This is a genomic window from Acinetobacter sp. YWS30-1, from assembly GCF_033558715.1.
In the GTDB taxonomy this organism is placed as follows: domain Bacteria; phylum Pseudomonadota; class Gammaproteobacteria; order Pseudomonadales; family Moraxellaceae; genus Acinetobacter.
In genome coordinates, this window is sequence record NZ_CP114606.1 from 932,661 (window position 1) to 957,437 (window position 24,777).

The window sequence follows — 24,777 nt, forward strand, 5'->3', positions numbered from 1 at the left end:
ATTTTTGCGCATTTTGGCCTTAAATAAAAAAAGCCCTTTATGAAGGGCTTTTTTAAATATTGTCTAGCTTAGAAATGGAAAACACCTAAGCCTGTTTTCACTTCATCTAAAGTGGCCTGTGTAATGTCACGGCATTTATCTGTACCCGTTTTCAAAATATCCATGATGTAATCCGGGTCTTTAGCCAGTTCCATACGACGTTCACGAATCGGACCGATTAGCTCTTTCAGAATACCTTCCAGACGTTTTTTTACTGTACCATCACCTAAACCACCACGGCGATAATGTGCTTTCAGTTCTTCCAGTTCTTCTTTATTGGTGTCGAATGCATCCAGGTAAGTAAATACCACATTGCCTTCAACTTGGCCTGGATCTTCGATGCGCAGGTGATTCGGATCGGTATACATCGCATTGACAGCTTTTTTGATGTCTTTGTCAGAGGCATCTAGAACAATAGTATTACCTAATGATTTAGACATTTTCGCTTTACCGTCAAAACCTGGTAAGCGTCCCACATTAGAAAGCAGCGCCTTACATTCAGGCAGTAATTCACGGCCAATCTGACGGTTAAGGCGACGTACAATCTCATTGGTCTGTTCGATCATTGGAATCTGGTCTTCGCCCACCGGAACTACAGTTGCTTTAAAGGCTGTGATATCTGCTGCTTGAGCCACTGGATAGCATAAGAAACCTGCAGGAATATCACGCTCAAAACCACGCATCTGAATTTCTGATTTAATGGTCGGGTTGCGCTCTAGACGTGAAACTGTCACAAAGTTCAGATAGAGCATAGTCAGTTCGTTTAAGGCTGGCAGGCAAGACTGAACACAGATAGTAGTTTTGGTTGGATCAATACCGACAGCCAGATAATCTGTTGCTACTTCAATAATATTGCGACGTACTTTTTCAAAGTTGTCTGCATTATCTGTCAGGGCTTGAGCATCAGCGAGTAACAAATGTTGATGGTGAGAATCTTGTAAACCTACGCGAGAGCGTAATGAACCGACAAAATGGCCAAGGTGAAGCTGTCCGGTAGGACGGTCGCCAGTCAAGATTACTGGACGATTATCTTGATTACTCATTATCTATTCCAAAAAGTAGTCTGTACTACATCTATATTTTAACGAATGGCCACATTGTACGGCATTCTGTTTTTGAATGTCAGCCAGAAAAAAAGCCGCAGTAAAAAAATCTTATTAATTAAACAAGTGAATACAATATTTTTTAAATATTTTCATTAAAATATGTCTAAAGATGATAAGGATAACAAGAATGGCGAGCAGCTTATTAATATTATTGGATGATATTGCGACTGTTTTAGACGATGTTGCCGTGATGAGCAAGATGGCTGCAAAAAAGACGGCAGGTGTCTTGGGGGATGACTTGGCATTAAATGCCCAGCAAGTCAGCGGTGTACGGGCAGAACGTGAACTTCCTGTGGTGTGGGGGGTAGCGAAAGGTTCTTTTATTAATAAGCTGATTCTTGTTCCTTTGGCTTTACTTATTAGTGTGGTTGCGCCTTGGTTAATCAATCCTTTACTGATGATTGGCGGTTTATTTCTCTGTTATGAAGGCGTAGAAAAAGTTCTACATAGTTTAAAGCATAAGAAAGCCAAGACTGAAGAAGATGCTGAGGCTGAATTCACTACGATCGAAACCGATTTGGCCACATTTGAAAAAGAGAAAATTAAGGGTGCGATCCGAACTGACTTTATTTTATCTGCGGAAATTGTGGTGATTTCTTTGGGCACGGTGGCAGCTGCAGCTTTTACCACCAAGGTCATCGTACTGGCAGGGATTGCTGTATTAATGACAGTCGGGGTGTACGGCTTCGTTGCCATGATTGTTAAAATTGATGATTTAGGCTTATACCTGACTAAGCAGGCATCCAGCTTCAAACAAAGTATAGGCCGTGGATTACTGGCTTTTGCTCCTAAATTGATGAAAACCCTCACGATTGTAGGTACGATTGCGATGTTCCTGGTCGGAGGCGGGATTATTGCCCATACCATTCCATGGTTTCATCATTTTACTGAAGATTCGGTTGAGTATGTAGAGCATATGCCTAGTCTGGGCAGTATCGTAGGGGCTGTTACGCCTACACTGATTAATCTGGTGATTGGTTTTGTGGCAGGGTTAATTGTATTTATCTTGATTGGCTTTATTCAAAAAATCAGATCGAAACCAAAGCAAGTATAAATCAGGCCCGTTAAAATAAGCTGAATTTAAACTATAAGGAATCTCACTATGCGCTGGAAAGGACGTCGTGTTAGTAGCAATGTAGAAGACCGTCGTGGCGGTGGTGCCAAAGCCGGTGGAATCAGTATTCTCGGGTTAATTATTGCTTTCGTGGCCTGGAAATTTTTTGGTGTTGATCCACAGCAAGCCTATCAAACCACCAAGCAAGTTACGCAAGGTGTTTCTAGTGCAGAAACACGAGGTCTGGAAAATCCAACGCCAGAGCAGCAAGAAGCGATCGATTTTGTAGGAACTGTCCTTGCCGATACAGAAGATACCTGGTCTCAAGTATTTCAGCAGCAGCTGAACCAGCAATATACTCCGCCTAAACTGGTTCTATTTAGTGGGGTAGTAAATTCTGGTTGTGGTACAGCGCAATCGGCTATGGGACCTTTCTACTGTCCGGCAGACCAGAAAGTTTATATTGATACGGCATTCTTTAAAGATATGCGTACTCAAATGGGAATCAGCGGGGAACAGAACTCAACCGAGTTATCTCGCAATGATCAGGCAGGCGATTTTGCTCAAGCCTATGTGGTAGCACATGAGGTGGGTCATCATATCCAGACCATTTTAGGTATTTCTTCAGAGGTACAGCAGGCACGTCAACAAGCCACTCAAGCTCAGGGCAATCAGCTTTCTGTACGTCAAGAACTACAGGCGGATTGTCTGGCTGGGGTATGGGCTTATCATAACCATGAGCGTACGCAGTTCCTGGAGCAGGGTGATGTACAAGAAGCTATGGATGCGGCACACAAGATCGGTGATGACTATCTGCAGAAAAAGGCACAAGGCCATGTCGTGCCGGACAGCTTTACGCATGGTACCAGTGCACAGCGGGTAAAATGGTTTAATACCGGTCTGAAATCAGGTCAAATGTCTGCTTGTGATACTTTTAATCAAAATATCTAAAACTAAAGATCAAAAAAGGGGAGCAAATGCTCCCCTCATGATTGAATAGTTATTTTTCCAGAAAACGACGGAAGTTTTTCAAAATCTTGATACTGACAAATAGGGCAGCCAAGGCAAATAGCGAAATCGCAAAGAGAATATATTTTAAATTGCTGATGTCATTATTATAAAATTGCTTCAATTCATTTTTGGAATAGCTGAGTGTAGTGATTTGACCAGTTCGACTATCTTGGAACTGAATATTTTCAATATAAAAATAATTTCTCGCTTTTAATAAATTAACATTTTGAATCTGCCGGGTATGTGACTGGTTATAGTCATCAGTACATAGGGCAGCATAATGCTCACAGCTGATTTTTGCTACATAACCATTTCCGGCAATCAGGATAAACAAGGCATTGTCTGGACGTTGATTATTAGACACTAGTACATATTGCGCTTTGGCGCTGCTTTTTAAAGGAATGCTCACGGCTTGCTGATAATGTTGATCTGCTTTCAGAATTTCCTGAACTTTGGCAACACAGGTGAACATCAAGGAAAGTGTGACCAGAAAAATGACAGCAGCGAGACACAGACGGAATATGGTTTTGACAGTTTGATGCATGGGAGAAAATTTCTAAATATAAAGAAGAGGTGAGCAATAAAGTGCTTTAAGGCTGTATGTTAAATCATCAGTTGTGAATATTGAAAAGAAACTTAACTTAATTCGAAAAAAAATGGGACTAAACTTGATCCGCTAAAATATACTGTTTTTTTTAAATTTATATTTCAAGTAAATCTTTCAGCTCACGGCTGCAAATTGCCAAATCTTAGGAAACCTAATGGGAAGTTTCTTTTTTTTACAACTGTTGACGGTGGTCTTTGCTCTGTCAATTGCCACTACCATGTTCAACAAACGTGTTCTAAGTTTTCCTCAGGCCATTGGTGTGCCGATTGTTTCCGCTATTTTTGTTTTTATCCTGCAATGGTGCGCCAGCCTGTTACAGGGTAATCCATTTTTTAGCATCAATATTGATAATATTGAGAAAGCAGTCCGCCATGTCGATTTTTATGACTTCCTGATTAATGGTGTGATCTGTTTCATTCTGACATCATCCGCATTGAAGTTTAAGGTTTCAGATTTACGCAATCACTGGCGGCCGATTGGTATTCTGGCCAGTCTGGCATTGGTTTTCTGTGCAGTTTTCTTTGGTATTGCGCTGTACGGTTATCAGTTCCTGATTGGTAACCACGTCGATATATTGGTTCTACTATTGCTGGGTGCTGCGCTCGGAGCAACGGATCCCATTGGGATTAAAGGTGTACTCAGTTCGGTACGCGCACCCCATCATTTGATCGTGAAGCTGGAAGGCGAGTCGCTGTTTAATGATGCGATGTGTATTGCATTATTTATGACCTTACTGAATGTACTGCAAGGTGAAAACTTTACCGTACTCGCTGTCCTGCAAACATTGCTTTATGAAATTGTCGTGGCAGTTTTGATCGGAATCGGTTTTGGTCTAGCGATTCTACGTATTCTGCGCGGTAAGCATGAAATGGAATCACTGATATTAACTACTGCACTGTTGGCTTGTGGTTCATATCTGGTTGCTTTACTGGCGCATGCTTCTGCACCAATTGCCTGTGTAATTGGCGGCTTGATTGTCGGTAATAAATGGAAAGAAATTCTGGCTGATGCAGACATCGGTGATGTAAACCATTTCTGGCATACGGTAGAGGGGATTATCAATTCCTTCCTGTTCACCTTGATTGGTCTGGAACTGTTCATTATTGATCTAAGCACCAGTCTGGTTCTGGGCGGAATTGTTGCTTTCATAATTCTGCATTTGGCACGCTTCCTGGCCAACCATCTGTCTTTTGCATTATTCCCTAGAATGCGTAAGAAAAGTTATAATGGCAGTTTAACCATTCTGTCTTGGGGTGGTGTACGTGGCGGAATTTCCTTAGCTCTGATTCTGGCGGTTGCCAATATTCCACAACTGGAAGCATATAGCAGTATTCTGATTGGATATACCTTCATTGTGGTACTTCTTTCTGGGGTGGTTTGTGGCCTAGGTTTGCCAGCCGTAATGAATGCTTTCTATTACAACCCGAATGAAGAAACTCAAGGCTTTAAAGGCTGGTATCAGCGGATGTGCCACAAGATGAACCGTCGCGGTTTTCAGTATATTGTGGGGGAGGATGCAAATGGAAATGAAACCATCACCATCTTCCAGCCTGAGATGCTGATTGATAAGAAAGATGCCGATGGTGTAGCAACCGTGCATCATCCTGACAAAGTACAAGAAGTGAAACGCTTAGAGAATCCGGAGAATTTCTAAGCATTAGAATTTTCTATCAAGATTGAAAGCCTATGACATCAAGTGCAAGCCAGGAAATGGCACAAATGATTCTGAGTGTAGTCAGCCAGATTCCTTATGCGAAGGTAGCGACCTATGGACAGATCGCTAAGCTGGCTGGCTTGCCCAAACATGCACGTCTGGTAGGTAGGGTTTTAAGCCAGCTTGATACAGAAACCGATTTGCCTTGGCATCGTGTCCTGAACGCTCAAGGTAAGATCAGTCTCAATAAACTGGATGAATATGGACATAATATTCAACAGCAAAAATTAGGCGCAGAAGGAATTCTATGTGTTGGAAATCGGGTCAGCTTAAAGCAGTATCAATGGGATGGATTTGTTTGAAAGAGAAATCCCCACTTGATTGAAGTGGGGATTTTTTTATTATTTACGGATAACCATTACAGGAACATTGGCCTGTCCCAAGATGCTTTGCGCAACACTACCCAGGAACAGTTTCTTGAAGCCAGTACGGCCATGTGAGCCAATCACAATCAGATCAGTATTCAAGGATTCTGCTGCTTTGACAATTTCACTATAAATCACCTGACCTTCGAGTAGCTGGGTCTCTGCATCAATACCTGCCGCAGCAAATTTCGCTTTCGCTTCATCAAGTGTCTTCAGAATTGCAGTACGGGCACGTTCAACCAGGTCATTGGTTTGAGCTGCTGTAATGTATTCAGCAGCGATATAGGGATCAAGTGCCAGCACCTGAACCACTGTCACTTTACTGTTAAATGCTTTGGCAATTTCGACAGCTTTATCGACTGCAGCGTAGGAAGTTTCTGAACCGTCAACGGGTACTAAAATATGTTCAAATGACATTAGAATTCTCCTTATCGGAAATAAGTTTTATAAAAATATGACGCGTTAAAATCGTATACGAATTGTTGTTTATACTTTGATCATAACGCGTATTTTATAAAAATAAAACCAAGTAAATACCTCAGTATTATGTTTAACAAAGCAATAATTTTTAATGGTTGGTATATTTTATAAGTTTTTGATTTATATTTATATTTTGAGATTAAAATAATATGATTTTAGAATATTAATGAACTAACTTAAAAAAGCCATCTGATTTTAATACTGCGTTATTACCTGTAATTTTAGATTCAAAAAATCCCTGTTATATAAAACTATAGGAACAGGTTTAAAATTGAGATTTTAATAATGAAAAATCTATCAAACTGCATAAAGATAGACTGCTATTTCTAATAGTAACCTTCTATCAGCATAATTTTAGTGTTCTAAAACTTCCCTTTCCAAGGGTGGGTTAATACCGTTATTTTCTTTTTTAAATTGAGCACGATCTGTAATGGATTTCTCACATTCATTATAGTGATCAATTGCAAAGTTTTTAATTAAGGCGGAACGTCCAGACTGATCTTGGGGTATTTCATATTTAAACGCTTTTTCAGTAAGTTTTATACCAATCAGAGTATGGAGATCATTCGCTGTACCGTAGTGCTGTTTTATTTGCTGAATCATCCATTTCTGTGGTGCACCTTTCAGTCTAAAGAGCATGACTTCTTGAGCCAAACTTTTCACATCATCACATCCTGAAAATCTGCTGCTTGGATGAATAACAGTTGCATTGGCTAAACTTATAAAACTCAATAGGAGCAGGCTTAGGTATATTTTGAATTTCGTCATCTTCAGTTTTGCTTTAATCCAGAGATACTATTGGCCATATTTGGAAAAGCATTATAGCGATAGGAAAAGGTCCTAGATTCACTTTTTATTTTTTTTCTTCAGCAAGTTATTCTTAAAATTAAATATTATGTGATACGACTTTGATTCAGATTTGGCTTTAAAAAAAGATACTAATTTTCATAGTATTTGCTAATAGGTTTCGAATTAAAGCATGATTTGTACAAAGTTTAAGAGTTTATGATTAATTTGCATAAAGACTGAACATTTGTGGTTTAAAATGCTTGACGATACAACCTGAAATTACGATAATGCGCACACAGTTTACGGCTATGTAGCTCAGTTGGTTAGAGCACCGCACTCATAATGCGGGGGTCACAGGTTCAAGTCCCGTCATAGCCACCATTTTTAAAGACCAAGCTCTCAGCTTGGTCTCTTTTTTTGTGCCATAAAAATATCAATAAAAAATTAAGAGAAAGTTCTTCTAAATATCTGTCTGTTTAAATTTTTGAATCTTTTTTATTTTTTAACCCGAATCATTTTTTAAAGATAAAAAATGCCCAAGCATTTACTTGGGCATTATGGCTGATCTGGTTTAGTTAAAACTTAGATACCTGCTTTCCAACCATTAACGATCGGATAGCGACGTTCACGACCATAAGAACGCGAGCTAATACGTGGACCAATCGCACCCTGACGACGTTTGTATTCGTTAATATCAACCAGACGAATCACTTTTTTCACGACTTCAGCTTCAAAACCTTTGGCAATGATGTCATCCTGGCTCAGATCTTCTTCAATATAAGCATAAAGAATCGCATCAAGTACTTCATAAGCCGGTAATGAATCCTGATCGACCTGATCTGGACGAAGTTCTGCTGATGGTGGGCGAGTAATGACACGCTCAGGAATCACAGGAGTTTCTGCGATGCTGTTACGGTATTTCGCCAGTTCAAACACAATGGTTTTATAAACATCTTTTAATACCGCGAAGCCGCCCACCATATCGCCGTATAGCGTACAGTAGCCAACGGCAAGTTCAGATTTATTACCAGTTGCCAGAACTAGATTGCCGAACTTGTTAGAAAGCGCCATTAATAGCGTACCGCGTGCACGTGCTTGCAGGTTTTCTTCAGTGGCATCTACAGGGGCATTGCCAAAGAATGGATACAGCGTTTGCAAGAAGCCACTTACAATCGGGTTAATCTCGGCAATACCGAAAGTTACACCCATGGTTTTTGCCTGTTCAGTAGCATCTTCTACACTGATCTGAGCAGTATAGGTATAAGGCATCATCACTGCTTGAACTTTGTCAGGGCCAATCGCATCTGCTGCGATGGCAAGAGTCAGGGCAGAGTCAATACCACCAGACAGACCCAGAATTACACCTGGGAAACCTGAACGCTGTACATAATCACGGGTTGCCATCACCAGACTTTGATAAATCTCGGCCATAGTTTCTAGGGCTGGAGTAATCGTACCTTTGCTGAACTCTAATTTTTCTGCATCATATTCAGCGATATACAGGCCTTTTTCAAAGCTAGGTGCTTGCAGAGCCACTTCGCCTGATTTATTGAGTACAAAGCTGGTACCATCAAAGATTAGATCATCTTGGCCACCTACCTGGTTGCAGTACACCAGATTGATATTCAACTGTTTGACCAGCGCAGCCATGGTATCGATACGGTGTTGCGGTTTGCCGACTTCATATGGAGAAGCATTCAGAACCAGTGCAGTATCAATATTCAATTGAGCCAGCTGTTGAACCGTAGATAATGACCAGACATCTTCACAGATCAGAACACCAAACTTGTGTCCCAGATATTCGAAGACCAGATGCTGATGTCCTTCACCAAAATAGCGTTTCTCATCAAATACACCATAGTTTGGCAGAGTCTGCTTATTATAAACCCCTAAAACTTCACCATCTTTCATGACGGCTGCTGAGTTATAACGTTCACCATCTTCAGTTTGATTGACAAAACCGAAGACCATGACGATATCTTTTACTTCAGTCAGTTTCTCAAACGCCAGTTTTGTACGTTTAGCCAGACTTGGACGAATTAATAAATCTTCAGCCGGATAACCTAAAGTTGAAAGTTCAGGGAAAATAATAAGATCAGCATTAGCTTTTTTGGCCTGATTTGCCAAATCTATCATTGTCTGCGTATTTGCATCTAAATTGCCCACATGTGGAGAGAATTGAGCAATCGCAATTTTAAAACTTTTCATTCCAATTAAGTCCTATTCCTATAGGTGAATACACTAAATCACTGATTTTTAAAATTCTAATTATCCAGCTGAGTGCAGTTTGATACGAACAAAATGCCAAATGGCCAAAATTAAAAAAGTCATGACCGCATGATCATTAAATCTTGATTTGCGAGCTAAAAATATCATACTTGGCTTATTTTATCGAAATTTGAGGCAGATGCTAGAGCTGTTTCAGGAGAATTGAAACAGATGCAAAAGTTATGGTCAAAAATGACTTATTATGGTGCTTTTTTATTCTGATAAATGCACAAAAATACTCAATTGGATTTAAATAAGTTTATTTTTCATAAATAGAAATCAACAGAATACTTGAGTGAAAAGTATTCAATATCATCTGCTTATCTGATTTTTTAAAATAATATTGGGAATTTTTTTTAGAAAAATATCGCGTGCAATATCTCCCTGTTGTTCAATGTTATAGTCTAAAAAGGATTTGTTGGGATTAAATTGATATTTGTAAGGATTATATTTTCCCATACTTAAAAAATAAGCGGCTTGTAAAAAAGCGCCCTTAAACAACACATTAATATTCTGCTGATATTGATAAATATGCGCCATTTCATGAATGAAAAGCGCCTGATAAGAACGGCTTTCTTTAGAATAATCGTCCCGATAATTCAGGTTGCGGACGTGAATATAACCACTTGGTGCCATAATCACATGCTTGGATTGCCAAGGCAGGAAAGGGTGATTCATGACACGGACTGCTGAATAGTCAATCCGGTCAGCAAAGACTTGCTGGCAAAGCTTGATTTCCCCTGAAGTTAAGTTCCGGCTTTTAAACTGATCAAAACGAATCATTCTCAGGATGAAGGGAAGCAGGTAAAACAGCATTAAAACTCAATCCTTAACGATATAAGAGTAATTTCTAGAAATTTGTAGAAATTGAAAATTCTTCAGGTTTACTATTTTAAGTTTTTCACATCTTGGTTGTGTTGGTTTTTGTCAGTCATAAAAAAACCACCCAGAAGGGTGGTTTTTACGTCTTTCAACGCTAACCGAATTAACGGTTGATGTCGCGTTGAACTTCACCAGTGTAAAGCTGACGAGGACGACCGATCTTGTAAGGACCGCTGTGCATTTCTAACCAGTGGCTGATCCAACCAACTGTACGTGCAAGCGCGAAGATCACAGTAAACATTTCTGTTGGGATACCAATCGCTTTAAGGATGATACCTGAGTAGAAGTCTACGTTAGGGTAAAGGTTACGTTTGATGAAGTATTCGTCAGAAAGCGCGATACGTTCAAGTTCCATAGCAAGAGCAAGCTGTGGATCGTTGATGCCAAGAGCACCAAGAACTTCGTCACAAGTTTCTTTCATTACTTTCGCACGTGGATCGAAGTTTTTGTACACACGGTGACCGAAGCCCATGAGTTTAACTTCTTTAGTTTTCACTTTTTCCATGAAGCCAGCAACGTTTTCTACAGTGCCGATTTCATCAAGCATCTTAAGAACAGCTTCGTTCGCACCACCGTGAGCAGGACCCCAAAGTGCAGAGATACCAGCAGCGATACATGCATATGGGTTAGCGCCAGTAGAACCAGCTAAACGTACTGTAGACGTAGAAGCATTTTGTTCGTGGTCAGCGTGAAGCGTGAAGATACGGTCCATTGCTTTCGCAAGGATTGGATCTACTTTGTAGTCACGGTCTGCAGGAGTTGCAAACATCATGTACAGGAAGTTTTCAGCGTAAGTCAAATCGTTACGTGGGTAAACGAATGGTTGACCAACAGTGTATTTGTAGCTCCAAGCTGCCAAAGTAGGAATCTTAGCGATTAAACGAATCGCAGTGATTTCACGATGGTTAACATCTTCGATGTCCAGATTGTTGTGATAGAACGCAGACAACGCACCAACAACACCAACCATGATTGCCATAGGGTGAGCATCACGACGGAAACCGTTATAGAAGCGGCTTACTTGATCGTGAACCATAGTGTGGTTACGAACTTTAGCGTCGAATTCTTCTTTTTGCTCAGCTGTTGGAAGCTCGCCATTAAGAAGTAAGTAGCAAGTTTCTAGGTAATCAGCTTTAGTTGCTAACTGGTCAATTGGGTAGCCACGGTGTAAAAGAACACCTTTATTACCATCGATGAAAGTGATTTTAGACTCGCATGCAGCTGTTGCCATAAAACCAGGATCAAAAGTAAAGTGACCTGCAGCCAACACATCTTTAACGTCGATTACATCTGGGCCCAATGTGCCGCTGTAAATTGGTAATTCAATTTCTTTGCCATCAAGCTGTAAAACGGCTTTCTTGCCAGTTGCTTCAGACATTCAATAGATCTCCTGTCCTGGTGAATGTATATCCGAGTTGCCTATCAATCTTTTAATGCACAAAACGGACGGATCAAAAATTTGCTATAAGATTAGTGGCTACTGAAATTTTGTCAATTATACTTATGGATGAAAAATGACATTCTCACAGTGGTTTAGTCATTTATCTTGGTATAAAAAGTTTAATAAAATCACAGTACCAAACCTCTATAATAAGTCAAATTGAACAGAAGGTGCAGAAAAAAATATAGTCTTTGCCGTATTTGTAAGCGTTTTTTCCTAGCAAAAAATAAAGGAGAAATTGAGAAAATATTCTAAGACTGCAACTTAAAATTATATAAATCTCGTAACTTACATCGATTTCCTTAAGTTTTTACTTCAAACTTGAATTATAAATAAAAGCAATAAATTTTCTTTTTGGCTCTGTTTAATCGGCTAAAAAATAGCTCGTAAATTTGCTTCACTTTGTTTAATACAACTTAAACAAAAATAAATAAGTGTTTTTTTGAATATAAAATGTCTAAAAACATTAAAAAAACTATGATCTACAAAGAGATAAGTAGGTTTTAGTATAAAAATTCTAAATTGAGATGCCTTTATATAAATAGTCATTATTTATTTGTGAAATATATCCTTATGATTTTACTTGGGATTAATAAGGACTTAGGATCGAAATTATATTTTTGCTGTTCATCTTTAGTCTAAATCTACTTAGTCAAAGCTTGGCTAGATAACAGACTAAATTAATCAAGTTAATTATTAAAAAACAAATATCTAGAATGAGAATATGAAGATAAAGTAAGTGGGGGAGAACTTAAAGTTGTTGTTAATGATTCTTATTTAAAGGTTTTTTGTTCAAAAAGCCAAATACAGTTGTTTGTATTTTAATAGTTCACGTTTTATAATTCAGTGTCGTTTTATGTTTAGGCATGTATTTGCCTGATAATGCCAGCTTTCCTTCGAATTAATTCCAACAAACTCCGGATGGAGTTTTTAACTACAGGATGCCCGCTGTGAAAAGCAACAGACCTGTCAATTTGTCCATGGGTCAAGTTTTAGAAGTAAACTTAAAATCACCCGTGGCTATTGCATCAATTCTACACCGTCTTTCAGGTGTCATCGTATTTTTACTCGTACCGGTCCTTTTGTGGCTGTTGGATAAATCATTGTCTTCAGCAGAAGGTTTTGCTGAAGTGCAGGAAATCTTTAACGGTTTCTTTGTCCGCTTTATCGTATGGGTATTTGTAGCCGGCTTAATTTATCATTTGTTCACTGGTATTAAGCACTTACTTGCAGATATCGGCGTTGCAGAAGAACTGCAAAGCGGTCGTACTGCAGCTACTATTTCATTAATCTTGTCTGCAATCGGTATTGTTGCAGCATTTGTATGGATCGTACTCTAATGAAAAGTGCTACTGGTTTAACAGGTTCAGGTTCTCGTGATTGGTTTGTCCAACGCATCAGTGCTGTAGTTCTAGCTGTTTATACCGTTGTGGTGTTTGGTTGGATCCTACTGAATGGTGGCTTCAACTACGAGCAATGGTACGGCTTTATGATGACAGTTCCAATGAAGATCATGTCTTTGTTGGCAGTCTTATCTCTTGTTGCGCATGCATGGATCGGTATGTGGCAGGTATTCACTGACTATGTGACTACTCGTCAAATGGGTCCATCAGCATCAGGTTTACGCCTTGTACTGACTTCAGCAGTGATTATTGCTGTATTTGCATATGCGATCTGGGCAATCCAGATTTTTTGGGCGAATTGATAGGAAACAATCATGGGCGCTATAACCCCTAAAGAAGATTACACAAATATTCCACACGAAACTTTCGATGCAGTTATCGTTGGTGGTGGTGGTTCTGGTATGCGCGCTTCTTACCAACTTGCTCAAGCAGGTTTGAAAGTTGCGGTACTGACTAAAGTATTCCCAACACGTTCTCACACTGTAGCAGCGCAGGGTGGTATCGGTGCATCTCTTGGTAACATGCAAGAAGATAACTGGCACTACCACTTCTACGACACAGTTAAAGGTTCTGACTGGTTAGGTGACCAAGACGCGATCGAGTTCATGACTCGCGAAGCACCGCAAGTGGTATACGAATTAGAACATTTAGGTATGCCATTTGACCGTAACGCAGACGGTACGATTTATCAACGTCCATTTGGTGGCCACTCTGCAAACTACGGTGAAAAAGCAGTTCCACGTGCATGTGCTGCAGCCGACCGTACAGGTCACGCTCTTCTTCATACGCTTTATCAAAGCAACGTGAAAATGGGTACTCAGTTCTTCGTTGAATGGATCGCGCTTGACCTGATCCGTAACGAAGCTGGTGATGTACTGGGTGTGACAGCAATCGATCAGGAAACTGGTAAAATTGCTGTATTCCAGGCGAAAGCTACATTATTCGCTACAGGTGGTGCTGGTCGTGTTTACCGTGCATCTACTAATGCTTATATCAATACTGGTGATGGTCTTGGTATGGCAGCTCGTGCAGGCATTCCATTACAAGATATGGAATTCTGGCAATTCCACCCTACAGGTGTTGCGGGCGCAGGCGTACTGTTAACTGAAGGTTGTCGTGGTGAAGGTGCAATCCTTCGTAACAAAGACGGCGAACCGTTCATGGAACGTTATGCACCCACTCTGAAAGACTTGGCTCCTCGTGACTTCGTATCACGTTCTATGGACCAGGAAATCAAAGAAGGTCGTGGTTGTGGTCCTAAAGGCGATTATATCCTTCTTGATATGACTCACTTGGGTGCTGACACCATCATGAAACGTCTGCCATCTGTATTCGAGATTGGCAAGAAATTCGCGAACGTTGACATTACTAAAGAGCCAATTCCTGTAGTACCAACAATCCATTACCAAATGGGTGGTATTCCTACGAATATTCATGGTCAGGTAGTTGTTCCTGAGTCTCCAGAATCTGAAGCTCTAGTAACGAACTACGACAAGAATACTGATACCTATTCTACTAACCAAGAAGGTCGCAACTTCACGAAACCAGTGAAAGGCTTCTATGCGATCGGTGAATGTTCATGTGTATCTGTACACGGTGCAAACCGTTTAGGTACAAACTCACTGCTTGATTTGGTTGTATTTGGTAAGGCTGCTGGCCAGCACATCATCGACTACGTGACTAAACACCACGGTGATGAGTATGAACCGCTTCCTACAACTGTGCTTGAAAACACAATTAAGCGTGTTCGTAAGCTGGATGAATCAACAACTGGTGAGAATGCTCAAGAAGTTGCTGATGCAATCCGTGACATCGTTCAAGACCACGCGGGTGTATTCCGTACAACTGCGCTGCTTGAAGAAGGTGTAAAACAAATTCTTGCAATTGAGCCGCGTGTTCGCAACATTCACTTGAAAGACAAATCTAAAGTATTCAATACTGCACGTATTGAAGCTCTAGAAGTTGAAAACCTGTATGAAGTTGCTAAAGCGACCTTGATTTCAGCTGCTGCACGTAAAGAATGTCGTGGTGCTCACACTGTGGTAGATTTCGAATTACCACCAGATCACCCAGAGTATCCATATGGCCGTCGTGACGACGAGTGGATGAAACACACCTTGTGGTTCTCTGCTGATAACCGTCTTGAGTACAAGCCAGTGCGTTACAAACCACTTTCGGTTGATGCAATTCCACCGAAACCACGTACATTCTAATCAGGAGATTAAAGATGAGTAGAGGTACTCGTACATTTCATATCTACCGCTACGATCCTGATAAGGATAAAGCACCGTATATGCAAACTTTTAAGCTTGAACTGACTGATAAGCACCGTATGTTGCTTGATGCGCTTCTTGCATTAAAAGTACAGGACGAATCTTTGACATTCCGTCGTTCATGCCGTGAAGGGATCTGTGGTTCTGATGGTGTGAACATTAATGGTAAAAACGGTTTGGCGTGTCTTTGGAACCTGAACGATTTACCAAATGAAATCACGATTCGTCCACTACCTGGTCTTCCAGTAATCAAAGACCTTGTAGTTGACATGAACCAGTTCTACGACCAGTACAACAAGATTCATCCGTTCTTGATCAACAACCAGCCTGCACCTCCTAAAGAGCGTCTGCAGTCTCCTGAAGAACGTGAACACTTGAATGGTCTGTATGAATGTATTCTTTGTGCATGTTGTTCAACTTCATGCCCATCATTCTGGTGGAACCCAGACAAGTTCTTGGGTCCTTCAGCATTATTGAATGCATACCGTTTCATCATCGATTCGCGTGATACAGGTACTCAAGAGCGTCTGGCTCGTCTTGACGATCCGTTCTCTCTGTTCCGTTGTAAAGGTATCATGAACTGTGTATCTGTATGTCCTAAAGGCTTGAACCCTACTAAAGCAATCGGTCACATCCGTAACATGCTTCTAGATATGGCTGGCTAATTTAGACTGCAATAAACAGTTTTTTAAAAAGCACACCACTTGGTGTGCTTTTTGCTTTATAGGGCTCCATAAACGAACAGTGGTCGTGAAAACTGCTGTTATTGGTGCTGTATCTCATATGATCAAATCGGGTAATGAATCATTGCAGAACATTTTGGTCGGATTTATGCACTATTATGACGTTGTTTGAGGTATTTATGATTTTTAGATGTAATTCTGGACTGAAAAAGGTTTTCAATAATGTTATTATATAACGCAAAGTTGCAAAGGGAGTGGATTGGAAGATTTACTCTCTTTTTGTTTATCAAAAAGATGTAGGACTTTGGTCTACGCTGAATGTGTTTTTCATTTAAAGCTCCCTATGTTAGAGTAATTTCTGATAGAAGTATTTGACTAAAAAACATGCGTTCCTCGTCAAAAAAATCAATTGATTAGTCGAGATCGTGATAGCATTTAGCACAAGACTATATTTAAAAAATGTGTGGGCCGATGTACATTTTTTAAACACGGAAGAGGTTGAGAATAGTATATAAGTGTAAGTCAAAGTCGCTTTAGAAAAAATATAGTTTAAATCTTTGTTTTTTCTAAGTCGATTTGCAAAAAATTGCTCGGTCACGATCGGGTATTCAATGAGTGATGATGCCGCTGAGGGGCGTTATTGTTCATTAAACATATCAAGAATTTTCTTGGTGTGGTGATAACGCCTCATGGCTTATGCCTTATGGGGGACTAATGTTGAATTATCAATTTGACATTACTAATCCTGGGTTTTGCTTAAAAAGCATCCTGAAAATGTTTTTGCAATAGGAAATGGGTCCACAAATGCAAGAAGTTGCTGACGCTCTGCGTCTTGACACTGAACTTTCCGCTGATAGTGCAGCGTATATTGAAGAACTTTATGAGCAGTACCTCACTGCTCCAGACTCAGTGGGTGCTGACTGGAGAGCGTACTTCGATAAATTCCCAAAAGGTGATCAACCACACAGTAATGTACGTGAGCAATTCCTACTTTTAGGTCGCAATTCAAGCCGTATTCAGCCTGTTATCCAATCGACAGTAAGTTCAGAGCATGAACGTCGTCAAATTGGCGTTTTACAGCTGATTGCTGCGTACCGTAACCGTGGCCACCAAAAAGCAAAATTGGATCCATTAGGTCTGGCTAAACGCGAAGTTGTGCCAGATCTTGATCTTTCTGCGCACGGTTTAACTCAGTCTGATCTGGACACTATATTCAATACCGGTAACCTTGCGATTGGTAAGGAAGCAGCGACTTTGGGCGAAATGGTCCAAGCGATGGAAGCGACTTACTGTAGCTCTATCGGTGCTGAATACATGCACATCGTGGATACCAAAGAAAAACGCTGGATCCAGCAACGTCTTGAAAGCGCACGTGGTCAATATGGCCTGAGTGCTGATCAGAAAAAACATGTTCTTGAACGTTTAACTGCGGCTGAAGGTCTGGAAAAATACCTCGGTAATAAATTCGTGGGTGCAAAACGTTTTGGTGTTGAAGGTGGTGAGTCTTTCATTCCTATGGTGAATGAATTGATCCAGCGTGCCGGTTCTGTAGGCTGTAAAGAAGTCGTAATCGGTATGCCACACCGTGGTCGTCTGAACCTTCTGGTTAACATCATGGGTAAAAACCCGGCTGACCTGTTCGGTGAGTTCGAAGGCAAATCACTACACAAGAAAGGTTCTGGTGACGTTAAGTATCACCAAGGTTTCTCTTCTAACGTGATGACTCCAGGTGGTGAAGTTCACTTGGCATTGGCGTTTAACCCATCTCACCTTGAAATCGTTGGACCTGTAGTTGAAGGTTCTGTACGTGCACGTCAAGTCCGTCGTAAAGACATTGGCGGTGATGACGTATTGCCAGTCATTGTTCACGGTGATGCTGCATTTGCAGGTCAGGGCGTAAACCAAGAAACCTTCCAGATGTCACAGACTCGTGGTTACACAGTAGGTGGTACAGTTCATATCGTAGTGAACAACCAGGTTGGTTTCACCACATCTGATCCACGTGATGCGCGTTCTACAGAATACTGTACTGATATCGCGAAAATGATTCAGGCGCCGATCTTCCATGTAAATGGTGATGATCCTGAAGCTGTGTTGTTTGTTGCTCAGCTTGCCCACGATTTCCGTCATACTTTCCGTAAAGACGTTGTGATCGACATGTTCTGTTACCGTCGTCGTGGTCATAACGAAGCGGACGAACCAGCTGCAACTCAGCCAATGATGTACCAAGTGATCAGCAAAAAAGCGACAACTCGTACGCTTTATGCTGACAAACTGGTTCAAGAAGGTGTACTTGATCGTGCTACTGCAGATCAAATGGTTGAACAATACCGTTCTGATCTTGAAGCAGGTAAACATGTTGCCAATGCACTGGTTCTAGAACCGAACAAAAAAATGTTTGTAGACTGGACACCCTACCTGGGTCATGAATACACAGACGAGTGGGATACTACTTGCGATCTAGAACGTCTTAAAGAGCTTGGCCGCAAAATGCGTGAGCTTCCAGAAGGCTTCGTGATGCAGCGTCAGGTATCTAAAGTAATTGACGACCGTCTGAAAATGCAAACTGGTGAAATGCCGCTGAACTGGGGTGCTGCTGAAACTCTAGCCTATGCATCACTGCTAGATGATGGTTATCTGGTCCGTTTAACTGGTGAAGACGTGGGTCGTGGTACATTCTCACACCGTCATGCAAAACTGCATAACCAGGTAGATGGCTCAACTTATATTCCACTTTGCCATATTAAAGAGAACCAACCGCGTGTTGCGATCTATGACTCTTTATTGTCTGAAATGGCAGTACTGGCATTTGAATACGGTTACGCGACTACTCTTCCTAAGAGCCTGATCATCTGGGAAGCTCAGTTCGGTGACTTTGCAAACTGTGCACAGGTGGTGATCGACCAGTTCATCTCATCTGGTGAAACCAAATGGGAACGTGTATGTGGTCTGACTATGCTTCTGCCACACGGCTTCGAAGGCCAAGGTCCTGAGCATTCATCTGCACGTCTGGAACGTTTCTTGCAGCTATGTGCTGAAGACAATATGCAAGTGATGACTCCAACTACACCTGCACAGATCTTCCACGCGTTACGTCGTCAGGCAATCCGCCCGATCCGTAAACCAATGATCATCATGTCACCTAAATCATTGCTTCGTCACAAATTGGCGGTGTCTAACCTGGAAGAACTGGCTAACGGTACATTCCAGACTGTGATCGACGAAGTAGACAACATCAGCAAAGCAGACGTAACCCGTCTGGTATTGTGTGGTGGTAAGGTTTACTACGATCTGGTTGAAAAACGTCGTGAAAAAGAATTGAACAACACTGCAATTGTACGTATTGAACAATTGTATCCGTACCCAGAAGCACGTCTTGCAGAAGTTCTTGCTCAGTATCCAAACGTGAAAGAACTGGTTTGGGCACAAGAAGAACCGAAAAACCAAGGTGCTTGGTTGTTCATCGCGCCTCGTTTATATGACGATGTGATGAAAGCGGGCAAACAAATCCGTATTAGTTACGCAGGCCGTGAAGCTTCAGCTGCACCGGCGTGTGGTTCACCATACTTGCATGCAAAACAACAAGCTCAGCTCGTTAACGACGCTCTAGCGATCGATGCTGAATAATCCAGGAGATTCTAAATAATGGCAACCGAAATTAAAGCACCGGTATTTCCAGAGTCAGTTGCGGACGGTACGATCGCAACTTGGCACAAACAACCAGGTGAAGCAGTATCACGTGATGAAGTGATCTGTGATATTGAAACTGATAAAGTTGTTTTAGAAGTTGTTGCTCCTGCAGACGGTACAATTGCATCAATCGTTAAAAATGAAGGCGATACAGTGCTTTCTGCTGAAGTGATTGCACAGTTTGAAGAGGGTGCCGTATCTGGCGCAACTCAAACTCAAGCAGTTCAATCTGAAACTGAAGCATCAGTAGAGCAAGCTGCTGCAAAAACTGAAGCGGGTAATGCACCGATCGTTGAGCGTCAACAGGTTCAAGACCAAGCTCCAGCAGTACGTAAAGCATTGACTGAATCTGGTATCAATGCTGCTGACGTATCTGGTACAGGTCGTGGCGGTCGCATTACTAAAGAAGATGTTGCGAACCATCAGTCTAAACCTGCAGCGCCTGCTGCTGCACCGTTAAGCGTTGCGGTTGGCGAACGTATTGAAAAACGCGTTCCAATGACTCGTCTGCGTAAACGTGTTGCTGAACGTCTGCTTGCTGCAACTCAAGAAACAGCAATGTTGACTACGTTCAACGAAGTAAACATGAAACCAATCATGGAAATGCGTAACCAGTACAAAGAAGCGTTTGAAAAACGTCATGGTGCACGTCTAGGCTTCATGTCATTCTTCGTTAAAGCTGCGACTGAAGCACTGAAACGCTATCCAGCAGTGAATGCGTCTATCGATGGCGATGACATCGTTTACCATGGTTACTATGACATCGGTGTAGCAGTTTCTTCTGACCGTGGTCTAGTGGTTCCTGTACTTCGTGATACAGACCGTATGAACTATGCTGAAGTTGAAAATGGTATCCGTGCATACGCTGGTAAAGCGCGTGAAGGTAAACTTGCGATTGAAGACATGACTGGTGGTACTTTCACAATTACCAACGGTGGTACTTTCGGTTCATTGCTTTCAACTCCAATCTTGAACACTCCACAAACTGCGATTCTGGGTATGCATAAAATCCAGGAACGTCCTATGGCAGTGAATGGTCAGGTTGAAATCTTGCCAATGATGTACCTAGCGCTTTCTTATGACCACCGTCTAATCGATGGTAAAGAAGCTGTAGGTTTCCTTGTAACAATCAAAGAATTGTTAGAAGAACCAGCTCGTCTGATCCTTGATCTTTAATTCTAAAGAATAAATCCATGGGCTTAGGGTGATCCTCTAGGCCCATTTTTGGAGAGAATAATGTCTCAACAATTCGATTTAGTTGTAATCGGTGGTGGCCCAGGTGGCTACGAAGCTGCAATTCGTGCTGCACAGCTTGGTTTTAAAGTTGCGTGTATCGAAAAACGTATTCATAAAGGTAAACCTTCTTTAGGTGGTACTTGCTTAAACGTCGGTTGTATTCCTTCTAAAGCACTTCTAGATTCTTCTCACCGTTATGAAGATACTGTTAAGCATTTAGATGACCACGGTATTACAACGGGTGAAGTTGCTTTCGATTTGTCTAAAATGCTTGCGCGTAAAGACAAAGTCGTTGAACAATTGACTGGTGGTGTTGCGCAGTTACTTAAAGGTAATGGCATAGAATGGTTACAAGGTACTGGTAAATTACTTGCTGGTAAAAAAGTTGAGTTCGTACCGCATGAAGGCGAAACTCAGGTTTTAGAGCCTAAATATGTCATCCTTGCATCTGGTTCTGTACCAGTCAATATTCCAGTTGCTCCTGTAGATCAAGACCTGATCGTAGACTCAACTGGTGCGCTTGAATTCCCAGAAGTGCCTAAACGTCTTGGTGTGATTGGTGCTGGTGTAATCGGTCTTGAACTTGGTTCAGTATGGCGTCGTCTGGGTGCGGAAGTTGTTGTATTTGAAGCAATGGACGCATTCTTGCCAATGGCTGACAAAGCATTGGCAAAAGACTACCAAAAACTGCTGACCAAGCAAGGTCTTGATATCCGCATTGGTGCAAAAGTTTCTGGTACTGAAGTTAACGGTCGTGAAGTGACTGTTAAATACAGCCAGGGCGGCGAAGACAAAGAGCAGACTTTCGATAAGCTGATCGTTTGTGTAGGCCGTCGTGCTTATGCTGAAGGCCTATTGGCTGAAGACTCAGGTATCAAACTGACTGAGCGCGGTCTGGTTGAGGTAAACGACTGGTGTGCAACTTCTGTTGAAGGCGTATACGCAATCGGTGACTTGGTACGTGGTCCAATGCTTGCACATAAAGCAATGGAAGAAGGCGTAATGGCTGTTGAACGTATCCACGGTCATGCTGCTCAAGTGAACTACGATACTATCATTTCTGTCATCTACACTCACCCGGAAGCGGCTTGGGTAGGTTTAACAGAAGAGCAAGCCAAAGAAAAAGGTCATGAAGTGAAAACTGGTCAATTCGGTTTTGCTGTAAATGGTCGTGCTTTGGCTGCTGGTGAAGGTGCCGGTTTCGTGAAGTTTGTTGCTGATGCAAAAACTGATCGTCTACTTGGTATGCACGTGATTGGACCTGCTGCGTCTGATATCGTTCACCAAGGTATGATCGCACTTGAGTTTGTCTCTTCAGTTGAAGATCTACAGTTGATGACTTTCGGTCACCCAACATTCTCTGAAGTCGTACATGAAGCTGCTCTTGCAGTCGATGGTCGTGCGATCCACGCGATCCAACGTAAGCGTAAGTAATTCTTCGAAGAGCGGCTCAGGCCGCTCTTTTTACATTTGGTGGTTGTTTTTGAATGAATAATCATCTAAAAATAAAGATAAGTAAAATCTAAGATCCAAAAATACCAATATTGATTGATGTGAACCAAGAAATATTGGGAAAACGTGTAATAACAAAGTCAAATAAGTAGTAAAAGGTTAATCAATGAATTTACATGAGTATCAAGCAAAAGCGTTATTAAAAAAATATGGGATGCCTGTACAAGAAGGTATTCTTGCTACCAATGCTGAAGAAACAGTACATGCTTTTGAGCAGCTTGGTGGGAAGTTTGCAGTATTAAAAGCGCAGGTTCACGCAGGTGGTCGTGGCAAAGCGGGTGGGGTAAAAGTGGTAAAGTCGGCTGAAGAAGCAGCTGAATATGCCAATCAGATTATTGGTTCACGTTTAGTGACCTATCAAACCGATGCAAATGGTCAACCAGTCAATAGTATTTTGGTTTCTGAAGATGTTTATCCGGTCGAGCGTGAACTCTATTTAGGTGCAGTGGTAGACCGTTCTAGCCGTCGTATTACTTTCATGGCATCCACTGAAGGTGGTGTCGAAATTGAAAAAGTTGCAGAAGAAAATCCTGAAAAAATCATTAAAGTCGAAGTTGATCCTTTAGTAGGATTATTGCCATTTCAGGCGCGTGAAGTGGCGTTTGCACTTAAGTTAAAAGATAGCCAGATCAATCAATTTGTTAAAGTCATGACAGCTGCTTACCAAGCCTTTGTCGAAAATGATTTTGCTTTATTTGAAATTAACCCACTCTCTGTTCGTGAAAATGGTGACATTCTCTGTGTCGATGCCAAAGTCGGTATTGATTCAAATGCGCTATACCGTCTGCCTGAAGTTGCTGCTTTACGTGATAAATCACAAGAAAATGAGCGTGAGCTGAAAGCATCTGAATTTGACCTGAATTATGTTGCTTTAGAGGGTAATATTGGTTGTATGGTCAATGGTGCCGGTCTTGCGATGGCAACCATGGACATTATCAAGCTTTATGGTGGTCAACCAGCTAACTTCCTGGATGTAGGTGGTGGTGCAACCAAAGAGCGTGTCATCGAAGCATTTAAAATTATCTTGGCAGATTCTTCTGTACAAGGTGTCTTGATTAATATTTTTGGTGGAATTGTACGTTGTGACATGATTGCTGAGGCAATTATTGCAGCGGTTCAGGAGGTAAATGTCACTGTACCTGTAGTCGTTCGTCTTGAAGGGAACAATGCAGAGCTTGGTGCCAAGTTACTGGATGAATCTGGTTTGAAATTGATTTCTGCAAATGGCTTGGCCGATGCTGCAGAAAAAATTGTTGCTGCAGTAAAAGCTTAAGGAGTATCACAATGAGCGTATTAATTAATAAAGACACCAAAGTTTTAGTCCAAGGCTTTACAGGCAAGAACGGTACATTCCACTCTGAACAGGCTATTGCCTACGGCACTAAAGTTGTTGGTGGAGTAACACCGGGTAAAGGTGGTCAATCACATCTGGATCTGCCAGTATTTAATACTATGCGTGAAGCGGTGCAAGAAACTCAAGCTGATGCTTCTGTGATTTATGTGCCTGCACCTTTTGTCCTCGATTCTATTGTAGAAGCTGTTGACTCAGGTATTGAGCTGATTGTTGTGATTACTGAAGGTGTACCAACACTGGATATGCTAAAAGCTAAACGTTATCTGGAAACCAATGGTAATGGTACGCGTCTGATCGGTCCAAACTGTCCGGGTATCATTACGCCAGGCGAGTGTAAGATCGGGATTATGCCGGGTCATATTCATCAGCCAGGTAAGATCGGCATTATCTCACGTTCAGGTACTTTGACTTATGAAGCGGTTGCACAAACCACTAAATTAGGTCTTGGACAGTCAACCTGTATCGGAATCGGTGGTGATCCGATTCCAGGCATGAATCAGATTGATTGCTTGAAACTGTTCCAGGAAGACCCGCAAACTGAAGCCATTATCATGATTGGTGAAATTGGCGGTACTGCGGAAGAAGAAGCAGCTGAGTATATCCAGTCGCATGTGACCAAGCCGGTGGTAGGTTATATCGCTGGTGTAACAGCGCCGAAAGGTAAGCGTATGGGTCACGCAGGTGCCATCATTTCTGGCGGTAAAGGAACTGCTGAAGAGAAGTTTGCAGCTTTTGAACGCGCGGGAATGGCGTATACACGTAGTCCTGCAGAGTTGGGTTCAACCATGCTTGAGGTTTTGAAAGAAAAAGGTTTGGCTTAATTTATTAAGCTGATAAAAAGCCCTCAATATTGAGGGCTTTTTTATAATT

The 24,777-nt window shown here is 41.5% G+C and carries 20 protein-coding genes and 1 tRNA gene; 14 read left to right on the top strand and 7 right to left on the bottom strand.

The genetic code is table 11. The features are described 5' to 3' along the window. Positions 1-68: 68 nt before the first annotated feature. Positions 69-1,082, bottom strand: a complete 1,014-nt coding sequence (gene trpS / locus O4M77_RS04235) for a tryptophan--tRNA ligase (protein WP_005234596.1) — start codon at positions 1,080-1,082, stop codon at positions 69-71. Positions 1,083-1,272: 190 nt separating this feature from the next. Between trpS and O4M77_RS04240 the strand changes: the two genes are divergently transcribed. Then, entirely contained in the window at positions 1,273-2,199 is a 927-nt protein-coding gene (locus O4M77_RS04240) for a DUF808 domain-containing protein (RefSeq protein ID WP_284879836.1), read from the top strand. 48 nt (positions 2,200-2,247) lie between these two features. Beyond that, entirely contained in the window at positions 2,248-3,150 is a 903-nt protein-coding gene (locus O4M77_RS04245; protein ID WP_284879837.1) for a neutral zinc metallopeptidase, read from the top strand. A gap of 49 nt (positions 3,151-3,199) precedes the next feature. Here the strand turns inward: O4M77_RS04245 and O4M77_RS04250 are convergent, their stop codons facing one another. Next, positions 3,200-3,754 (bottom strand): hypothetical protein, encoded by a 555-nt coding sequence (locus O4M77_RS04250; RefSeq protein WP_179992116.1) that lies wholly within the window; start codon positions 3,752-3,754, stop codon positions 3,200-3,202. A 217-nt stretch (positions 3,755-3,971) separates the two neighbouring features. On the opposite strand from O4M77_RS04250, the gene O4M77_RS04255 reads away from it, so the two are divergent. Together O4M77_RS04255 and O4M77_RS04260 are read left to right on the top strand one after the other, a co-directional pair. Next, positions 3,972-5,471: a cation:proton antiporter gene (locus O4M77_RS04255; protein ID WP_004782994.1), complete on the top strand. Its 1,500-nt coding sequence runs from the start codon at positions 3,972-3,974 to the stop codon at positions 5,469-5,471. A gap of 65 nt (positions 5,472-5,536) precedes the next feature. After that, complete coding sequence (locus O4M77_RS04260) at positions 5,537-5,833, top strand: MGMT family protein (RefSeq protein ID WP_284879869.1); 297 nt, start codon at positions 5,537-5,539, stop codon at positions 5,831-5,833. Between the two features lie 39 nt (positions 5,834-5,872). Here O4M77_RS04260 and O4M77_RS04265 read toward each other — a convergent pair whose 3' ends face one another. After that, positions 5,873-6,313, bottom strand: coding sequence for a universal stress protein (locus tag O4M77_RS04265; protein WP_004782991.1), 441 nt, complete (start codon positions 6,311-6,313; stop codon positions 5,873-5,875). A 417-nt stretch (positions 6,314-6,730) separates the two neighbouring features. Next, positions 6,731-7,144: a hypothetical protein gene (locus tag O4M77_RS04270; protein ID WP_081400934.1), complete on the bottom strand. Its 414-nt coding sequence runs from the start codon at positions 7,142-7,144 to the stop codon at positions 6,731-6,733. A 325-nt stretch (positions 7,145-7,469) separates the two neighbouring features. Here O4M77_RS04270 and O4M77_RS04275 point away from each other — a divergent pair. Further along, a tRNA-Met gene (locus O4M77_RS04275) sits at positions 7,470-7,546 on the top strand. Between the two features lie 201 nt (positions 7,547-7,747). Here the strand turns inward: O4M77_RS04275 and O4M77_RS04280 are convergent. The 3 genes from O4M77_RS04280 to gltA form a co-directional block, all read right to left on the bottom strand. Continuing rightward, complete coding sequence (locus O4M77_RS04280) at positions 7,748-9,373, bottom strand: NAD+ synthase (RefSeq protein ID WP_323713906.1); 1,626 nt, start codon at positions 9,371-9,373, stop codon at positions 7,748-7,750. A 372-nt stretch (positions 9,374-9,745) separates the two neighbouring features. Beyond that, positions 9,746-10,249, bottom strand: coding sequence for a hypothetical protein (locus O4M77_RS04285; RefSeq protein WP_159122815.1), 504 nt, complete (start codon positions 10,247-10,249; stop codon positions 9,746-9,748). 169 nt (positions 10,250-10,418) lie between these two features. Further along, positions 10,419-11,693 (bottom strand): citrate synthase, encoded by a 1,275-nt coding sequence (gene gltA, locus O4M77_RS04290; RefSeq protein WP_004782984.1) that lies wholly within the window; start codon positions 11,691-11,693, stop codon positions 10,419-10,421. 1,004 nt (positions 11,694-12,697) lie between these two features. On the opposite strand from gltA, the gene sdhC reads away from it, so the two are divergent. From sdhC to sucD, 9 genes are all read left to right on the top strand, one after another. Then, the gene (gene sdhC / locus O4M77_RS04295; RefSeq protein WP_034705238.1) at positions 12,698-13,096 is read left to right on the top strand and encodes a succinate dehydrogenase, cytochrome b556 subunit; all 399 of its coding nucleotides are present in this window, start codon (positions 12,698-12,700) and stop codon (positions 13,094-13,096) included. Then, the gene (gene sdhD / locus O4M77_RS04300; protein ID WP_004782980.1) at positions 13,096-13,461 is read left to right on the top strand and encodes a succinate dehydrogenase, hydrophobic membrane anchor protein; all 366 of its coding nucleotides are present in this window, start codon (positions 13,096-13,098) and stop codon (positions 13,459-13,461) included. The genes sdhC and sdhD overlap by 1 nt, the downstream gene beginning before the upstream one ends. Before the next feature lie 12 nt (positions 13,462-13,473). Beyond that, the gene (locus O4M77_RS04305; protein WP_004782979.1) at positions 13,474-15,372 is read left to right on the top strand and encodes an FAD-binding protein; all 1,899 of its coding nucleotides are present in this window, start codon (positions 13,474-13,476) and stop codon (positions 15,370-15,372) included. Positions 15,373-15,386: 14 nt separating this feature from the next. Beyond that, positions 15,387-16,097 carry a succinate dehydrogenase iron-sulfur subunit gene (locus O4M77_RS04310; protein ID WP_004782977.1) on the top strand — a complete coding sequence of 237 codons (711 nt, stop codon included), beginning with the start codon at positions 15,387-15,389 and terminating at the stop codon, positions 16,095-16,097. Between the two features lie 822 nt (positions 16,098-16,919). Beyond that, positions 16,920-19,742 carry a 2-oxoglutarate dehydrogenase E1 component gene (locus O4M77_RS04315; protein ID WP_180104507.1) on the top strand — a complete coding sequence of 941 codons (2,823 nt, stop codon included), beginning with the start codon at positions 16,920-16,922 and terminating at the stop codon, positions 19,740-19,742. A gap of 18 nt (positions 19,743-19,760) precedes the next feature. Further along, positions 19,761-20,981 carry a 2-oxoglutarate dehydrogenase complex dihydrolipoyllysine-residue succinyltransferase gene (odhB, locus tag O4M77_RS04320; protein ID WP_005234619.1) on the top strand — a complete coding sequence of 407 codons (1,221 nt, stop codon included), beginning with the start codon at positions 19,761-19,763 and terminating at the stop codon, positions 20,979-20,981. 60 nt (positions 20,982-21,041) lie between these two features. Further along, positions 21,042-22,475 carry a dihydrolipoyl dehydrogenase gene (gene lpdA, locus O4M77_RS04325; RefSeq protein WP_004782973.1) on the top strand — a complete coding sequence of 478 codons (1,434 nt, stop codon included), beginning with the start codon at positions 21,042-21,044 and terminating at the stop codon, positions 22,473-22,475. A gap of 184 nt (positions 22,476-22,659) precedes the next feature. After that, positions 22,660-23,826, top strand: coding sequence for an ADP-forming succinate--CoA ligase subunit beta (gene sucC, locus O4M77_RS04330; protein WP_004782971.1), 1,167 nt, complete (start codon positions 22,660-22,662; stop codon positions 23,824-23,826). A gap of 11 nt (positions 23,827-23,837) precedes the next feature. Further along, the gene (gene sucD, locus O4M77_RS04335; RefSeq protein WP_004782969.1) at positions 23,838-24,728 is read left to right on the top strand and encodes a succinate--CoA ligase subunit alpha; all 891 of its coding nucleotides are present in this window, start codon (positions 23,838-23,840) and stop codon (positions 24,726-24,728) included. Positions 24,729-24,777: the final 49 nt, after the last annotated feature.

Bases quoted from the DNA above. Each gene is read 5' to 3' on its own strand.
- trpS (WP_005234596.1), bottom strand. From the start codon at position 1,082: ATGAGTAATCAAGATAATCGTCCAGTAATCTTGACTGGCGACCGTCCT.
- O4M77_RS04240 (WP_284879836.1), top strand. From the start codon at position 1,273: ATGGCGAGCAGCTTATTAATATTATTGGATGATATTGCGACTGTTTTA.
- O4M77_RS04245 (WP_284879837.1), top strand. From the start codon at position 2,248: ATGCGCTGGAAAGGACGTCGTGTTAGTAGCAATGTAGAAGACCGTCGT.
- O4M77_RS04250 (WP_179992116.1), bottom strand. From the start codon at position 3,754: ATGCATCAAACTGTCAAAACCATATTCCGTCTGTGTCTCGCTGCTGTC.
- O4M77_RS04255 (WP_004782994.1), top strand. From the start codon at position 3,972: ATGGGAAGTTTCTTTTTTTTACAACTGTTGACGGTGGTCTTTGCTCTG.
- O4M77_RS04260 (WP_284879869.1), top strand. From the start codon at position 5,537: ATGATTCTGAGTGTAGTCAGCCAGATTCCTTATGCGAAGGTAGCGACC.
- O4M77_RS04265 (WP_004782991.1), bottom strand. From the start codon at position 6,313: ATGTCATTTGAACATATTTTAGTACCCGTTGACGGTTCAGAAACTTCC.
- O4M77_RS04270 (WP_081400934.1), bottom strand. From the start codon at position 7,144: ATGACGAAATTCAAAATATACCTAAGCCTGCTCCTATTGAGTTTTATA.
- O4M77_RS04280 (WP_323713906.1), bottom strand. From the start codon at position 9,373: ATGAAAAGTTTTAAAATTGCGATTGCTCAATTCTCTCCACATGTGGGC.
- O4M77_RS04285 (WP_159122815.1), bottom strand. From the start codon at position 10,249: ATGCTGTTTTACCTGCTTCCCTTCATCCTGAGAATGATTCGTTTTGAT.
- gltA (WP_004782984.1), bottom strand. From the start codon at position 11,693: ATGTCTGAAGCAACTGGCAAGAAAGCCGTTTTACAGCTTGATGGCAAA.
- sdhC (WP_034705238.1), top strand. From the start codon at position 12,698: ATGCCCGCTGTGAAAAGCAACAGACCTGTCAATTTGTCCATGGGTCAA.
- sdhD (WP_004782980.1), top strand. From the start codon at position 13,096: ATGAAAAGTGCTACTGGTTTAACAGGTTCAGGTTCTCGTGATTGGTTT.
- O4M77_RS04305 (WP_004782979.1), top strand. From the start codon at position 13,474: ATGGGCGCTATAACCCCTAAAGAAGATTACACAAATATTCCACACGAA.
- O4M77_RS04310 (WP_004782977.1), top strand. From the start codon at position 15,387: ATGAGTAGAGGTACTCGTACATTTCATATCTACCGCTACGATCCTGAT.
- O4M77_RS04315 (WP_180104507.1), top strand. From the start codon at position 16,920: ATGCAAGAAGTTGCTGACGCTCTGCGTCTTGACACTGAACTTTCCGCT.
- odhB (WP_005234619.1), top strand. From the start codon at position 19,761: ATGGCAACCGAAATTAAAGCACCGGTATTTCCAGAGTCAGTTGCGGAC.
- lpdA (WP_004782973.1), top strand. From the start codon at position 21,042: ATGTCTCAACAATTCGATTTAGTTGTAATCGGTGGTGGCCCAGGTGGC.
- sucC (WP_004782971.1), top strand. From the start codon at position 22,660: ATGAATTTACATGAGTATCAAGCAAAAGCGTTATTAAAAAAATATGGG.
- sucD (WP_004782969.1), top strand. From the start codon at position 23,838: ATGAGCGTATTAATTAATAAAGACACCAAAGTTTTAGTCCAAGGCTTT.